A 15108-nucleotide genomic window follows, 5' to 3' on the forward strand; every position below is an offset into this window, starting at 1 on the left:
TTTTGTTCATAATAATTTCGGACAAAGGAGGCATTTGACTTGCCACGACCAATAAGATGCAGAAGAGTAGAGTTTTTGCCAAGGTTTAATTATTTTTCACCACGTGAGGGTTCAAACGATGAGGTTCTGCTGAAGGTTGAAGAGCTTGAAGCAATAAGACTTAAAGACTTAGAAGGACTCATACAGGAAGAATGTGCACAAAAGATGCAAGTTTCCCGCCAGACATTTCAGCTCATATTAGAAGAAGCAAGAAAGAAGGTTGCAGATGCGCTTGTCAACGGCAAAGCTATCAGGATTGAAGGTGGAAACTATGTTTTTGGCAATTGCAAGTATACGTGCTTAAATTGCGGAAAAGTTTTTGAGTCAGACAAGGATGAATGTCCAGAATGCCACTCTTCTCATGTTGTATGTCACAGAGGAAAAGGAAGAGGACACTGCTTCAGGCACCACGGAGGGTGGTGATAATAAGCAAAGAGAGCTGATAGTATTTTTTAGTAGTTGGGTATAATAAAAGCGAAAGCAAAATTTATTTTTTAAATAATTCCTACTTGACATATAGGAATAGTAGAGTATAATAAAATTAGATTAGCAAATGCTAAAAAAAAGAGGGTGTTACATGTGGAGAAAAAGACTTTGAGTGTAACAGGTATGACATGTGCTTCGTGTGCAAGGGCAATTGAAAAAAGTGTTAGTAAAGTAGAAGGAGTAAGTAATGCGTCGGTTAACTTTGCCACTGAGAAACTTATTGTTGAGTTTGATGAGAGCAAAGCCAGCATTGAAAAGATCAAAGAAGCTGTGGAAAGAGCCGGCTATGGTGTTTTGGATGACGGTGAAGAAAATATTAGAGAGGTAAGCATTCCCATCTCAGGCATGACTTGTGCTTCATGTGCAAGAGCAATCGAAAAATCAATTTCAAAGCTTAATGGAATAAAAGAGTTAAGTGTTAACCTTGCAAGTGAAAAAGCAAGAGTTGTGTATGATTCATCTCAGGTGAGACTATCTGAAATAAAAAATGCTATAGTAAAGGCAGGGTATACACCACTTGAGATTGAAAAGACATCCTATGAAGATTCGCATCAGGAGCGAAAACAAAAGGAGATAAATAGTCTTTTTAGAAGATTTGTTATTGCAAGCATATTTGCAGTTCCACTTTTATTGATTGCTATGGCACATGTGGTGGGGGTTCCGCTACCAGAGATAATCTCGCCTGAAAAACATCCTTTGAATTTTGCGCTTGTACAAGCGATATTGGAAATTCCAATTGTCATTGCAGGGTATAAGTTCTACACGGTAGGCTTTAGCAGGCTTTTTAAGTTTCACCCAAACATGGACTCATTAATTGCAGTTGGGACAGGGGCTGCCATCTTATATGCTCTTTTTGCTATATACCAAATTGCAATGGGTAACTACCAGTATGTAAAGGAGATGTATTTTGAGACTGCAGGTGTAATTATAGCCCTTGTTTTACTGGGCAAATACTTAGAAGCAGTTTCCAAAGGCAAAGCCTCAGAAGCCATAAAAAAATTAATGGGACTTGCACCAAAAACTGCGGTGGTTGTTCAAGGTGATAATGAAATAGTCATTCCAATAGAAGAAGTTGAAGTAGGCGATATACTCTTAGTAAAGCCCGGGGAAAAGATTCCCGTTGATGGAGAAGTAATTGAAGGTAGAAGCTTTGTGGATGAATCAATGCTGACAGGTGAAAGCATCCCCGTTGAAAAAACACCTGGAAGCAAGGTTATTGGAGCTACAATAAACAAAAATGGTACGCTAAAGATAAAAGCTACAAAGGTCGGCAAGGATACAGTCATTGCGCAGATTATCAAGCTGGTTGAGGATGCTCAAAGCTCTAAAGCACCAATCGCAAGGTTGGCAGATGTAATCTCAGGGTATTTTGTGCCAGTTGTCATTCTCATTGCTGTAATCTCAGCGACTGCATGGTACTTTGTTGACAATTCATTTATTTTCGCTTTGAGAATATTTATTACCGTCTTAGTTATCGCATGCCCGTGTGCTTTGGGTCTTGCAACACCCACTGCTATTATGGTTGGAACAGGAAAAGGCGCAGAACATGGAATTTTGATAAAAAGTGGTGACGCATTAGAAACCTTGCACAAGATCACAATGGTTGTTTTCGACAAAACGGGAACAATCACTGAAGGTAAGCCAAAAGTAACTGACATAATTCCAGCAAATGGGTGGGAAAGAGAAAGGCTGCTACAAATAGTAGCGTCGGCAGAAAGGCTCTCTGAACATCCTTTAGGTGAAGCAATAGTTGCCGCAGCAAAGGAAAAGAATCTGCAGCTTTTTGAAGCAAGTCAGTTTGAAGCAATTTCAGGGCATGGAATAGAGGCAGTGGTAGATGGACAAACAGTTCTTGTTGGGAACATAAAACTCATGAAAGATAAAGGCATTGAGATAGATTTCTTACTTGATGTAGAAAAGCTTTCACAGCAGGCAAAGACGCCTATGTTTGTAGTGCAGAATGGAAAGTTTGCTGGGATCATAGCAGTATCAGATGTGATAAAGCAAAATAGCAGAAGGGCAATTGAACTTTTGCATAGCATGGGTATTAAGGTTGCAATGATTACAGGGGATAATAGCAAAACAGCAAAAGCAATTGCAAAACAGGTTGGAATAGATAGGGTTTTAGCGGAGGTCTTGCCACAGGACAAGGCAAATGAAGTGAAAAAACTTCAGGGAGAAGGTAAAAAGGTTGCGATGGTGGGCGATGGGATCAACGACGCACCAGCTTTAGCTCAAGCTGATGTGGGTATAGCAATTGGGTCTGGAACAGATGTTGCAATAGAGTCTGCTGATGTGGTTCTTATGAAAAATGACATATTGGATGTTGTAAATGCAATACTGCTTAGCAAAAAGACAATACAGAACATCAAACAGAATCTATTCTGGGCATTTTTCTACAACACATTGGGCATTCCGATTGCAGCAGGAGTTTTGCACATATTTGGTGGCCCACTTTTGAATCCAATTATAGCGGCTCTCGCTATGGTGTTTTCTTCAGTCTCTGTGGTTTCAAACGCTCTGAGGCTAAAAAGATTTAAGCCTGTAAATTAAAATTAATATAAAAAAATTAAAAGAAAGGATGGGTTTTGAAATGACAAAGAAAATTTATATTAAAGGCATGACTTGCGACCACTGCGTAAGAAGAGTGGAAAACAGCCTAAAAGCCATAGAAGGTGTAAGCTCTGTGAAGGTTGATCTGCAGGGCAAAGTTGCAACTGTTGAGCTAAGTAAAGATGTAAAAGATGAAGAGTTTGTTCGAGCAATTGATGATGCAGGGTATGAGGTTGCGAGGATAGAATAGAGGCTGGCTTATTGCCAGCCTCTATATTTTTTAAACTATTCTCTACCATTTAAACTACAAAGAGGATCAAGTAGAATGCAAGGAGCAATATTAGTCCCAGTGGCAATCCTAGCTGTACCCATTCCTTGCTCTTTATTTCCAATTTATTTGCTGCAATTATGTTTGGAATGTTGCCTTGAATTAAAATACCGCCACTTGCAAGAAGGCTCAGTAATATTGCTTTCACTTGACCAGTTGAAAGGCTTGGTGTGATCTCAGCAGCTGCAATGGTTGCATTGTCGAGGGCTGCTGATATTACGTTTATCCAGAACAGAAGTTTATCTCCCAGTTTTACAACATATTTATCAATGAAAGGCTTAAAACCATTGCCCAATAGTTCCAATGCGACTATGAACATAAAAATTTTGCCAGCACGCAGTATCACATCTTTCCTTGCCTCAAGATCTAAAATAGCTCTTTCTTCAGCTTTCACGATATCCTCTTCTTCTGTGAGAAGCTCTTCATAAGTTGGCAGAATACACCCTCTTTTTCTTTCATACAACAAGATAAAGTAGCTTAAAAGTGATAAGATGATTATTGTGGGTACTATATACATTCCAAGATTTTTAAGTATATACAAAAATTCGGCATTCAACGAACTTACCACAATTGTTGAAAGTGGCTCTCCAACTGGAGTTAATGCTGCACCAAATCCTATAGAAAAGCAGCCTATTATTGCTACCTTAACCTTTGTTTGGTGTTTCAGTGGCAGAAGGTGAATGATCTCCACAAGTATCAATGTGGCAACAATTGCAGTGATGATGCTTGATATAAGCCCAAGAAATAAAATCACAAGAGATACAAAAATCTCTATTTTAATTCTGCTCAAAATGGAGTTTATTGCAGTTTTAAGTTTGCTGACTGTGAGGTTAAACACAAAACCCATTACAAGAACAACTGCGGTAACAAGATAAAGAAGATAATTGCTAAATACATGTCCCAGAAGGTGAAATGATAAAGTTTTAGAAACCACAGTTGCTAAGATACCCATTACAAGCAAAAATAGCTCTAAATTGTGCTCAATCTTACGAAAAATAAACGGTAGTATGAAAACAAGCAACAGGATTATTATCAGCAATATGTCAACCATGGTAGGGAATCCTCCTTATCTATATTGAGACTCATGATGATTTCTCTCCTTTAATTCTTCATGGAATTTCCTGTAAAAGTACTCATGATCTTGATACAAATCCAGGACTACTTCTTCAAAGTCTGCTACTTTAATAGGGTCTTTTTTAATTATTTCTCTTCCTTCGCTGATGGCTTTAAACTGTAAAGTCAACGGAGCTTTATTGAGATTTATAATGTCCACCTTGTCTGTTTGAAGAATATCGGATATCTGTACTTCTAAATCGAGTTCATCAAAAAAGCTAATTTCTTTAGAAAATAAAATCGCAAGGTCAATATCGCTATTTTCTGTTTGATATTTTGTACCATATGAACCCACTATCCAGACAGCTACTATATCATCTCGCGCTTTGAAGAAATTAATAAGATCAGGAAGTTTATTATCTACATTTAACACTGCCGCTTCAACTCCATATAAAAATCTATTTAATAATACCATGAAAAAGCCACATATTTCAAGATATTTACAGCAAAGCTTATGTTGAAAAACTTTAAAAGATTGTTAATAGAGCTTCAAATGTGGTATAATTAAAACCAAGAGAATTTAATTTAGTTTTTTGAGGTGTATAAAATTGATTTCAAGAAAAAAAATGAAAATTCACATTGTAGAATCAGACGTGCAAAATATGGAAGCGAAAATAGAATTGATTAAAAAATATTTAGAAACTGAAACAAAGGAAAATCTCCTCTCCTTTGTTATTTCCTTGTTAGATGCCTTAAAAGATATACCTTTTGATTTATTCCCTGCAAGATTAAAAGATATATTAATTGAATGGGCAGAAACAGCTGAAATCTGTCTTGATGATGAACTTATGGATAGATTAAAAGAAGCAGAGGAAGAGTTTAAATCAGGTGGCGGTATTAAGTGGGAACCTCCAACAAGTTCAATATAATACTTTCTAAAAATGCATACAAATATCTGCAGAGGCTACCCCAAAATATCAAAAAGAGAATTGCAACTATTTTAGAAGAGGAATTATCACAAGATCCATTTTCTTCCTCTAAAATTAAACCATTACATGGCAAATTAGAAGGTTTTTATAGATACAAAGAAGGTGATTTAAGGATTATATATAATAGCTTGTTGAATAAAAGGGATTAACAGAAAAGACAATAAATAGATATATAAAAAGCCATCCTCCTTGAGGTAAAATTACGATAAGAGAAGACTAAAAACACCTAACAAAGGAGGATGGCAATGTCTAATTTTATTAAAACACAAAAACAAAAATTTTTAAAGATACTTATGACAATTGAGAAAGTAATAAAAGCCCTGGGATTAAAGATAAAGAGCAGCAGGAGAGGAAGACCGAAGAAATTTAAGCTAAGCCATATAATAGCTTGTTTTGTTTACAAAGTCAAAAACAAGATAAACAGCTTCAGGGAATTAGAATACAAGATAAATGAAGATGAAGAATTTAAAAAGGCTATAGGGATAGAGAAGAGCCCTGATCATTCATATTTTTCGAAATGGGCAAAGGTAATTGAAGAAGGGTATATAGAAGGGATAGCAAGAATTTTAGTGAGAGAAATAGTTCCGCAGACAAAAGTTTGTGCTATAGATTCCACACCTTTGAGAAGCTCGAGGGGTGACAAAGAGGCAGAAGTAGGAGTATGTGTTAGTTTAGGTTTTTACAATGGGTATAAATTACATGTGTTGGCAACAGTTGAAGATGAGGTTATACCTATAGTATGGTGGTTGACACGTGCAAATATCCATGACAGTAAAGTAGTAGAACTTTTGTATGAAGCTAAGATATTTGGACCTGAAGTAATATTAGCGGATGCAGGTTATGATTGTGCGAAGTGGTTTGAGGTGGCAGATAGACTTGAGATAAAGTTTGTAGCGGCGGTAAATAAGAGAAATAGTAAGGATTTTAGTAATGTAAAAAATATTTTGAGGGTAAAAAATATGGAATTTTTAAGAAGTGAGGAAGGACAAAGGTTATATAAGCAAAGGACAAAAATTGAAAGATTATTTGGGAAGTTAAAAGGAGAATACAATTTAGAACAAATAAGGTTAAGAGGTTTTAGAACATATAAGAGGCATGTGGACTGGATAATGATTACTTATTTGATAGAGGTCTATATTCAAAAAATTGAAAACTGTAAATTTTCTTTTAAATACACGTGGAATAATTTATAGTTCTATATAATAACATTAATGGTATAATTATTTATTCAACAACTTGGATTATATATAAGGTAGAAAAAGAACAGTTTACAGTTTACATTTATGAAATTGGTCCAAGAGGGGATATATACAAATAAATATAATTAGCACTCCTTTTGAAAAGCTGAATTCCCAGGGGAAAAGGCCTGGGATACGGGGGACCCAATTTTCTGGGGTGAATCAGAAGCCAAAAGCTTCTGTAGGGCTAACCCTTTCGGCCCGAACCCGTCAGCTAACCTCGGAAGCTTTGAAAGGGGAGGCAAAAGGGGTTTTACGCCTTTTTATAGGCGCAAAAGAAGGCGTTCTTTTGCCTTTGATTTCAAAGCAGCCAAATTCCGAGGTTATGGAGTTTGGCTGCTTTTATTTTCGGCAAAAATTTTGAAAGGAGGTTTTATAGATATGGAAAAGTTAAATGTTATCAACAACAACGAAAGGTTTGAAAAGTTAAAAGAAGCTATTAAAGACTACTTAGAAGTCAGAGACACAATCAAAACGGGCATAGAGGATGAAGAAAAGATTGAATATCAAAAAAGAAAGATTCTTTCCTACTTTGGTGCAAGCGAAAAAGACTGGGGAAATTATAAATGGCAGCTGAAAAATAGAATTACCTCAGCCAAAATATTAAAAGATCTTCTAAACCTTGATGAAAAAGAAGCACAGCAAATAGAACAAGTAGGAAAGATTTATCGCTTTGCAATCTCACCTTACTATTTGTCGCTAATTGACCCAAATGACCCAAACTGCCCAATAAAAAGACAATCTGTTCCAAGCAGCTTAGAGCTGGTAGAAAAGGGCGATCTTGACCCAATGGACGAAGAGCACACATCACCTACCAAGATAGTAACTCAGCGCTATCCAGATAGGCTCATAATAAAGGTTACAAATATATGTGGGATGTTTTGCAGATTTTGCCAAAGAAGAAGGTTTATTGGCGAGACTGACACACACGCATCCTTAGACGATATTACAGATGCAATAGAGTATGTGGCACAAAACCCGCACATTCGAGATGTTCTAATTACAGGCGGCGATGCCCTGATGCTTTCTGATGAGATTTTGGAATGGATTTTAAGGTCACTCAGGCAAATACCTCATGTTGAGATAATCAGAATTGGTACACGAGCACCTGTGACTTTGCCACAAAGAATTACAAAAGATCTTGTTGATATGCTAAAGAAATATCATCCAATTTATATAAACACCCACTTTAATCACCCACGTGAGATAACGAAAGAATCAAAAAGAGCTTGCGAGATGCTGGCAGATAGCGGCATTCCACTTGGTAACCAGATGGTTTTGTTAAATGGGGTCAACAATGACAAGTTTGTTGTTCGAAAGCTCAATCAAGAACTTTTGAAAATTCGGGTAAAGCCATATTATATCTTTCATCCAAAAAGAGTAAAAGGAACATCGCACTTTTGGGTGACAATTGAGGAGGGCATGGAGATTATTGAGAGCCTCAGAGGTAGAACCTCCGGCATGGCAGTGCCAACATACATCATAAATGCACCAAAGGGCAAAGGCAAAACTCCAATCATGCCAAATTATCTTCTTTACTTTGGCAAAGACAAAGTGGTCTTTAGAAACTGGGAAGGTGAGGTTTTTGAGGTTGAAAATACCTCTTTGTGACCTTAAAATAGCTTTGAAAAAACCTAAGAAAAAATGATTTTATTCACCTACTTTTCTGATGGCGCTGTGCCATCTTTTTTTTATATCCCCATTGCCGTTTTTAAAATCTTATCATAATCCATCTCCTTTTTGGAAAACTCATGGACTGCCTTGCCTCTGTGAAGTACCAGGATTCTGTCGCACATGCCAATCAGTTCTGAAAAGTCAGAGGAGATGAAAATAATAGCACAACCAATTCTTGCAAGCTCGTTGATGATATTATAAACTTCTACCTTTGATGCCAAATCCAAGCCCTTTGTTGGCTCATCCAAAATGAACACGTTTGAGCGCGAAAAGAGCCACTTTGCAATCAATACCTTTTGCTGGTTCCCACCGCTTAAGAACGCAATCTTTTGAGTAATCTCCTTTGGTTTTATCCCAAGCTTTTTAATATACAGATTTGCAATCTTTTCCTGGCGGGATGAGTCTACAAAAAAGCCGTTTGCGATATTCCAGATGTTAGATGAGATGATATTGTCTGCAATGTTGAGCGTCTTGAAAAGGCCTGTACCAATCCTGTCTTCGCTCATAAACGCAATACCATTTTTTATTGCATCGGCCGGGCTTGAAAGTTTTAAAAGATTTCCATTCATATAAATCTCGCCTGAGTCAAGTTTTTCTGCACCAAAAAGAGCCTTTGCCAGAAAACTTCGCCCAGATCCAACAAGCCCGGCAATCCCAAAAATCTCTCCCTCTCTTACATCAAATGAGATGTTCTCAATTATCCCACGTTTTGTTAAATTTTTAACGCTAAAGATGGTAGAACCTTTTTCAACCTTTAGTTTTGGATATGTTCTGTTTACACTGCCGAAGATCAAAGAGATTGCCTTGCTTAAGTTAAAGCTTGTGACATTGTCAGATGCAACAACTTCACCGTCGCGAAGGATTGTTACCCTGTCTGCAATAGATAGCGCTTCTTCCACCATGTTTGTCACAAATATTATTACAATTCCTTTTTCTTTTAGCTCTTTTATGATTTTAAAAAGATTTTCTATCTCATATGTTGTAAGCCCTGCTGTTGGTTCATCGAAAATCAAAACCTTTGCGTTTTGAACAAGCGCCCTGCAGATCTCAATCACCTGAAGCTGAGACTGACCCATGTTTTTGCAAAGCGCTTCAGGATTGATATATACACCCATTTTGCTTAAAATTTCTGCTGCGTGTTTTATCATTGCCTTATAACTTACAAATCCAAGCTTGTTTTTTGGCTTGTTATCAATAAAGATGTTCTCAGCAACAGAAAGGTGAGGAAAATACAAAAGCTCCTGATGTACAGTAAATATTCCAAGCGATTTTGCAAGCATAGGATTGAGACTTGAAAATTCTTTTCCGTCAATCAAAACCTTTCCGTTTGTTGGCGCTGTGCTTCCGTTTATAATCTTTGTCAGAGTTGTTTTGCCAGAGCCATTTTTGCCAAGAATGACATTCACCTGACCTTCAAAAAATTCAAGGTTTATATCTTTTAGAGCATAAAAATCATCAAATTTTTTTGAGATGTTTTTAAGCATAATAGCCATAACTTTCAAACCTCTCTTTCAAGGTCAGAAAAGTCAAAACTGCAAAATATTTGGGTGCCGTTTTCAAAGAAAAATGACTTGTACTCATCCGGCACGTTTGTGTCGCTTATAACCTTTTTGATCTCATCAACCCTTGCTATCTGGAAAAGAGAAATCTTGTCAAACTTTGATGAGTCTGCAACAATAATTGTCTCTTTGGCAATTGACTTAAAATACTTATATGCGTTTGCAAACTCAACATTGTTCACTGTAAATCCTCGCTCGAGTGAGACACCGTCAACCTCAATAAATGCCTTGTCCACAAATATGTCCATATTAGGATTTACAAGCATTGGCCCTGCCAAGGTGAAGGTATTTCCAACAATATAACCACCTGTCACAATTGTCTGGATTGAAAGCTTTCCACACTCTATTGCCAAAAGAAGGTCGTTTGTCAAAACTATTATGTTTTGTTTTTCCTTTATATACTTTGGAACAAGCCTCAATATATTTCCGCCTGCAAGGATAATTGCCTGGTTACTTTCTATCATGTAAGAGCACACCTTTGCGATTGCCTCTTTTTCAGAGTCTTCTGAGATTGTAGGTGATAGAATCTTTGCTGCCTCTTCTTTTAAGATTGCCCCGCCGTATGTTTTTATCAAAAACCCTTCACTTTCAAGCCTGTCCAAGTCACGCCTGATTGTTACCTCTGAAACGTTCAAAAGCTCTGCAAGTGTTGCAACGTCAATGTGCTTTTTCTGAAGAAGTATCTCCTTTATCTTTTTTAGCCTCTCTGCAACAAGCATCAATATTCACCACTTTTGCAAGTTCTTATGCTATTATACCACCAAAAAAGTTGTATGTGAACAAGTTTGATATATTTTCTTTTCTTCAGTGTATTACATTTTATCAGGCCTGTCAACAAGCTGAACATTTTTGATAACATTGTTCAAGAAAATAAAATTTTTTTGATTAAAAAAGAAGGATTTTTGATTTTGGTGTAGAATATATATAAATAGAAAAGCGAAAGATGGATACAAATAAATAGTTTTACCAAAACTACTATAATCTTTAACAAAGCGAGGTGAGATTTGCATGAAAAGCTCCACTGATAGCGAACTTTTAAGGCTGCATGGAATTACAAAGATTTTCCCAGGGACAGTTGCACTTTCTGATGTTTCGTTTTCTGTAAACAAAGCTGAAATTCATGCAATAGTTGGTGAAAACGGTGCTGGAAAGTCAACTTTGATGAATATCATATCAGGAAGCCTTCTTCCAGACAAAGGTGAGATATATCTTGAGGGCAAGAAGGTAAATATCAGGTCTCCAAGAGATGCTCAAAATCTTGGTATTAGCATAGTTCACCAGGAGCTTGCGCTCTGCCCGCATCTTACTGTTGCTGAGAATATATACATAGGAAGACTTCCTGAAAAGTCTGCAAAGATAGTGGATTTTAAAAAGCTCAACCAGATGTCGCAAGAAGTTTTGTCTTTGTTTGATGAGGTGAACATAAAACCCACTGACAAGGTTGCAAACTTGAACGTTGCGCAACAGCAGATTGTTGAGATTGCAAAGGCAATTACGTTCAACTGCAAGCTTTTGATTTTGGATGAGCCAACATCGGCTCTGTCTGAAGCTGATGCAGCAGTGCTCTTTAAAATCATAAAAGATTTAAAGGCAAAGGGAATAAGCATTCTTTATATTTCTCACAGGCTACGTGAGATTTTTGAGCTTGCAGACAGAATCACTGTCCTTCGAGATGGCAGATACATCACAACGCTAAATACAGCTGAGACAAATCCCGACCAGGTTGTAAGCCTGATGGTGGGAAGAGAAATCAAAGAGATGTATCCGCCAAAGAGCAGTAAAATTGGCAGAGAAGTTTTCAGGGTTGAGAATATTAGCTCTGATAAGGTCCAGAATGTATCATTTGCCCTGCACGAAGGTGAAATTTTGGGTTTTGCAGGGCTTGTAGGAAGCGGAAGAACAGAGCTTGCCCAGACAATCTGCGGAATTTTGCCAAAGCATTGTGGGGAAATTTATCTTGAAGGAAAAAAGATTGAGATAAACTCGTTCGAAGATGCTATCAGGCATAAAATCGGATATGTTACAGAAGACAGAAAACAGTATGGTCTTTTTCTAAAGCTTCCTGTTGCACACAATGTCTCGGCAATACATCTAAAATACGATTACAAAAGGCTTTTGATTGACAGGCAAAAAGAACTTTCGCTTGCTCAGGAGTTTGTCAAAAAGCTAAATGTCAAGACCTCATCATATGTTCAACTTGTTATGAGTCTTTCTGGTGGGAATCAGCAAAAGGTGATGATAGCAAAATGGCTTGCTATAAAACCGAGGATTTTGATTTTGGATGAGCCGACGCGTGGAATAGACGTTGGCGCAAAGGCAGAAATTCATAGCCTTTTAAGAGAGCTTGCAAAAAACGGAATAGGGATTATTCTTATCTCATCTGAGCTTCCCGAGATAATTGGAATGTGTGACAGGGTACTTGTCATGAGAGAAGGAAGGATAACTGGCGAGCTTTCGGGAAGTAGCATCACCGAAGAAAACATTATGCAGCTTGCTGCACACAAATAATCTTTGCAAAAGGAGGGGAAGGTTTGAAATGTCAACGCTATCTTCAAATCAGGCAGCAAACAAAAGCTTTCTCAAAAAAGTGATGGGGTTTAGGGAAATTACTTTGATTTTCATCATAATTGTAATAAGTGCTATTATATCGGTCCTAAGCCCAAACTTTTTGACAGCAGAAAACTTGATAACAACAGCTCTGGGTCTTGCAGCAGATGGAATCCTCGCAATAGGCATGACTGTTGTGCTTGTCTCAGGTGGCGTTGATCTTTCTGTTGGTTCTGTTCTGGGGCTTTCGGCTGTTATTGCCGGCGGGCTTTATCTTAGCTATGGTGTGAACATCTGGATAGGTTCTTTGATAGCTCTTGTTATCTGTGCTCTGATTGGGCTTTTCAATGGATACTTTATAGCGCGAATTGGAATTCCACCTCTTATTGTTACGCTTGCTATGATGGGGATTGCAAGAGGTGCTGCATATGTTCTGACCCAGGGTTCGCCTCTTTCGCTTTACGGTAACTTGAAAGGCTTTGATTTTCTTGGCCAGGGCAAGGTTTTGGGGATTCCATTTTTCATCCTGTTTTTTATCATCCTCATAATCCTATTTGACTTTTTGATGAGAAAGTCAGCACCGTTCAGACTTGTGTACTACGTAGGAAGTAACGAAAACGCGGCAAAGCTTTCTGGTATAAATGTTCCAAAGGTAAAGATTTCTGTATATGTTTTAATGTCAGTCTTAGCAGGAATTGCTGGAATATTTACTCTCTCAAGGTTTTCAGTTGCTGCACCAACAGCAGGAAATGGTTCAGAGCTTAACGCAATCTCAGCATGTGTCATTGGCGGAGCGTCACTGGCAGGCGGTGAAGGAACAGTTCTTGGAGCAATTCTTGGTACAATCCTGGTTGGTATTATCAACAACGCGCTTGTACTTTTGAACGTCTCTGTCTACTGGCAGAACCTGGTCAGCGGTGTGATTCTGATTGCGGCTGTGACAATTGACTACCTGACACATCAGAAAAAATCATAGAGGATTTTAAAATTAAAAGCTTGGTTTTAGCTTCTGTCGCCTACCTTGAGAAAAGCTTGTAGGCGGCAGGGGTTAAAATAAATAAAAACTATATTGGAGGAGGTTCGGTAGGCTATGAAGAAGAACTTTTACAAGTACCTTTCAATCTTTTTGGCGGTTGCGCTCATTGTGTCTTTGGCTTATGCGCTTGTTCCAAGTTCTAAGGATGTCACACAGGCAAGCAGTGGCAATCCAAAGCTCAAAGGAAGTCCAAAAGAAGAGTATTACATGGTAACTTTTGTGTCTGGTATTGAGTACTGGAAAGGCTGTTTCAAGGGAATGAAGGCAGCGGCAGACCTGTATGGGGTAAAGGCTATCTACACAGGTGCACCACAGTTTGACGTTAACCAAGAGGTTACTGTTCTTCGTCAGGTTATTGCTAAAAAACCAGCTGGAATTTTGGTCACTTGTGCAAACCCTGACGCTCTAAAAGCCCCAATTGATGAGGCGATCAAAAAAGGAATTCCTGTAATAACATTTGACGCAGATTCACCAAAGTCAAACAGATATTCAGTTTTGGAAACTGGAAACTATAACGCAGGTGCAATGGCTGCAAGATATCTTGGCAAGCTTTTGGGTGGCAAAGGCGAGGTTGGTATCTCAACAGTTGCTGCACAGCTCAATCATGAGCAGAGAAAACAAGGGTTTATTGATACTCTCAAGAAAGAGTTTCCAGGAATTAAGGTTGTTGCAATTGTAAACGATGAAAACGACCAGACAAAAGCTGCAAGACAGATTTCTGCTATGCTCCAAGCTCATCCAAATATCAAAGGAATATTCTGCACAGACGCTCTTGGTGGTGTTGGTGCTGCAACAGCTATCAAAGAAGCTAACAAAGTTGGCAAGGTTAAGATTGTAAGCTTCGATACCGACAAGGGGACACTTGACCTTATCAAGCAAGGTATCATTGATGCATCAATTGCGCAAGGTACATGGAACATGGGATTCTGGGGCATGACATTCCTGTTCTACTTAAAGCATGGTATTGTCAACCCGGTTGACAACTGGCAAAAATATGGTATAAATCCACTCCCACCATACGTCGACACAGGTACAATGGTTGTAACAAAGCAGAATGTTGATGCGTTCTATAAGGTTAATGTGATTAAGTAAGTTTTAAAACTGTTTAAAAGAGCCCCTTTGCCCAAAAGGCAAAGAGGCTCTTTTTTTTGAGTGAGTTGGAGAATTGTATAGCGTAATTTAATAAAAGAATTTAGAGAAGGCATTGTTTTAAAAGAATCGGTGATAAGATACGTAAAAATCAAGATATTATTTTACTATAAAAAGAGTTATAATAAAAGTGAAGTAAAAACAGTGGTGAGAGTCATGAATAATTTGCTAAGGAACAAATTGAAAGAAATTGTGGATAGTCTTCATGAAGAAGAACTTACAGAAGTTATTAATTTTATAGAATATTTAAAGTTTAAGGAAGAAAAAGAAGAAAACGAAATTCTTAATGATGTAGAATTAATGGAATCAATTAAAAGAGGTCTTAAAGATATAGAAAACGGTGATGTATACGACTTTGAGGATGTGTTTGAATAGGATTATTTACCAAATACAAAAAGAAGAAGAGGTTATTTTCATTGTTACTATTGGATATCGTGGAGATGTATATAAGTAAAGT

15 protein-coding genes and 1 riboswitch are annotated in these 15108 nt (G+C 37.6%); of the genes, 11 read left to right on the plus strand and 4 right to left on the minus strand.

Annotated elements, in window-relative coordinates; genetic code table 11:
• Window positions 1-39 precede the first annotated feature (39 nt).
• The 3 genes from CALHY_RS02415 to CALHY_RS02425 all read left to right on the plus strand — a co-directional run bounded on the left by CALHY_RS02415 (window position 40) and on the right by CALHY_RS02425 (window position 3328).
• Window positions 40-462, plus strand: coding sequence for a DUF134 domain-containing protein (locus CALHY_RS02415; protein WP_013402428.1), 423 nt, complete (start codon window positions 40-42; stop codon window positions 460-462).
• A gap of 156 nt (window positions 463-618) precedes the next feature.
• The gene (locus CALHY_RS02420; protein WP_013402429.1) at window positions 619-3078 is read left to right on the plus strand and encodes a heavy metal translocating P-type ATPase; all 2460 of its coding nucleotides are present in this window, start codon (window positions 619-621) and stop codon (window positions 3076-3078) included.
• A 40-nt stretch (window positions 3079-3118) separates the two neighbouring features.
• Complete coding sequence (locus tag CALHY_RS02425) at window positions 3119-3328, plus strand: heavy-metal-associated domain-containing protein (protein ID WP_013402430.1); 210 nt, start codon at window positions 3119-3121, stop codon at window positions 3326-3328.
• A 49-nt stretch (window positions 3329-3377) separates the two neighbouring features.
• Here the strand turns inward: CALHY_RS02425 and CALHY_RS02430 are convergent, their stop codons facing one another.
• Both CALHY_RS02430 and mntA read right to left on the minus strand, forming a co-directional pair.
• The gene (locus CALHY_RS02430; protein ID WP_013402431.1) at window positions 3378-4457 is read right to left on the minus strand and encodes a DUF1646 family protein; all 1080 of its coding nucleotides are present in this window, start codon (window positions 4455-4457) and stop codon (window positions 3378-3380) included.
• 15 nt (window positions 4458-4472) lie between these two features.
• A complete protein-coding gene (gene mntA, locus CALHY_RS02435; protein WP_013402432.1) occupies window positions 4473-4892 on the minus strand; it encodes a type VII toxin-antitoxin system MntA family adenylyltransferase antitoxin in 420 nt (139 codons plus the stop codon).
• A 175-nt stretch (window positions 4893-5067) separates the two neighbouring features.
• Here mntA and CALHY_RS02440 point away from each other — a divergent pair, with 175 nt between their 5' ends.
• The 4 genes from CALHY_RS02440 to eam all read left to right on the plus strand — a co-directional run bounded on the left by CALHY_RS02440 (window position 5068) and on the right by eam (window position 8297).
• Window positions 5068-5388 (plus strand): hypothetical protein, encoded by a 321-nt coding sequence (locus CALHY_RS02440; RefSeq protein WP_013402433.1) that lies wholly within the window; start codon window positions 5068-5070, stop codon window positions 5386-5388.
• Complete coding sequence (locus tag CALHY_RS02445) at window positions 5361-5597, plus strand: type II toxin-antitoxin system RelE family toxin (protein WP_013402434.1); 237 nt, start codon at window positions 5361-5363, stop codon at window positions 5595-5597. Before CALHY_RS02440 ends, CALHY_RS02445 begins: the two co-directional genes overlap by 28 nt.
• Before the next feature lie 96 nt (window positions 5598-5693).
• Window positions 5694-6641: an ISNCY family transposase gene (locus tag CALHY_RS02450; protein WP_013402015.1), complete on the plus strand. Its 948-nt coding sequence runs from the start codon at window positions 5694-5696 to the stop codon at window positions 6639-6641.
• A 139-nt stretch (window positions 6642-6780) separates the two neighbouring features.
• A riboswitch (cyclic di-AMP (ydaO/yuaA leader) is annotated at window positions 6781-6930 on the plus strand.
• 137 nt (window positions 6931-7067) lie between these two features.
• Window positions 7068-8297, plus strand: a complete 1230-nt coding sequence (eam, locus tag CALHY_RS02460; protein WP_013402435.1) for a glutamate 2,3-aminomutase — start codon at window positions 7068-7070, stop codon at window positions 8295-8297.
• Between the two features lie 80 nt (window positions 8298-8377).
• Here the strand turns inward: eam and CALHY_RS02465 are convergent, their stop codons facing one another.
• Window positions 8378-9853 (minus strand): sugar ABC transporter ATP-binding protein, encoded by a 1476-nt coding sequence (locus CALHY_RS02465; RefSeq protein WP_013402436.1) that lies wholly within the window; start codon window positions 9851-9853, stop codon window positions 8378-8380.
• 5 nt (window positions 9854-9858) lie between these two features.
• Window positions 9859-10638: a DeoR/GlpR family DNA-binding transcription regulator gene (locus CALHY_RS02470; protein ID WP_013402437.1), complete on the minus strand. Its 780-nt coding sequence runs from the start codon at window positions 10636-10638 to the stop codon at window positions 9859-9861.
• Between the two features lie 289 nt (window positions 10639-10927).
• Here CALHY_RS02470 and CALHY_RS02475 point away from each other — a divergent pair, with 289 nt between their 5' ends.
• The 4 genes from CALHY_RS02475 (at window position 10928) to CALHY_RS02490 (ending at window position 15026) form a co-directional block, all read left to right on the plus strand.
• Window positions 10928-12427, plus strand: coding sequence for a sugar ABC transporter ATP-binding protein (locus CALHY_RS02475; protein ID WP_013402438.1), 1500 nt, complete (start codon window positions 10928-10930; stop codon window positions 12425-12427).
• Window positions 12428-12455: 28 nt separating this feature from the next.
• Window positions 12456-13442, plus strand: coding sequence for an ABC transporter permease (locus tag CALHY_RS02480; protein WP_013402439.1), 987 nt, complete (start codon window positions 12456-12458; stop codon window positions 13440-13442).
• A 114-nt stretch (window positions 13443-13556) separates the two neighbouring features.
• Entirely contained in the window at window positions 13557-14594 is a 1038-nt protein-coding gene (locus tag CALHY_RS02485; RefSeq protein WP_013402440.1) for a substrate-binding domain-containing protein, read from the plus strand.
• A gap of 201 nt (window positions 14595-14795) precedes the next feature.
• The gene (locus tag CALHY_RS02490) at window positions 14796-15026 is read left to right on the plus strand and encodes a hypothetical protein (RefSeq protein WP_238524571.1); all 231 of its coding nucleotides are present in this window, start codon (window positions 14796-14798) and stop codon (window positions 15024-15026) included.
• Window positions 15027-15108: the final 82 nt, after the last annotated feature.

Source organism: Caldicellulosiruptor hydrothermalis 108 (assembly GCF_000166355.1).
In the GTDB taxonomy this organism is placed as follows: Bacteria; Bacillota; Thermoanaerobacteria; order Caldicellulosiruptorales; family Caldicellulosiruptoraceae; genus Caldicellulosiruptor; species Caldicellulosiruptor hydrothermalis.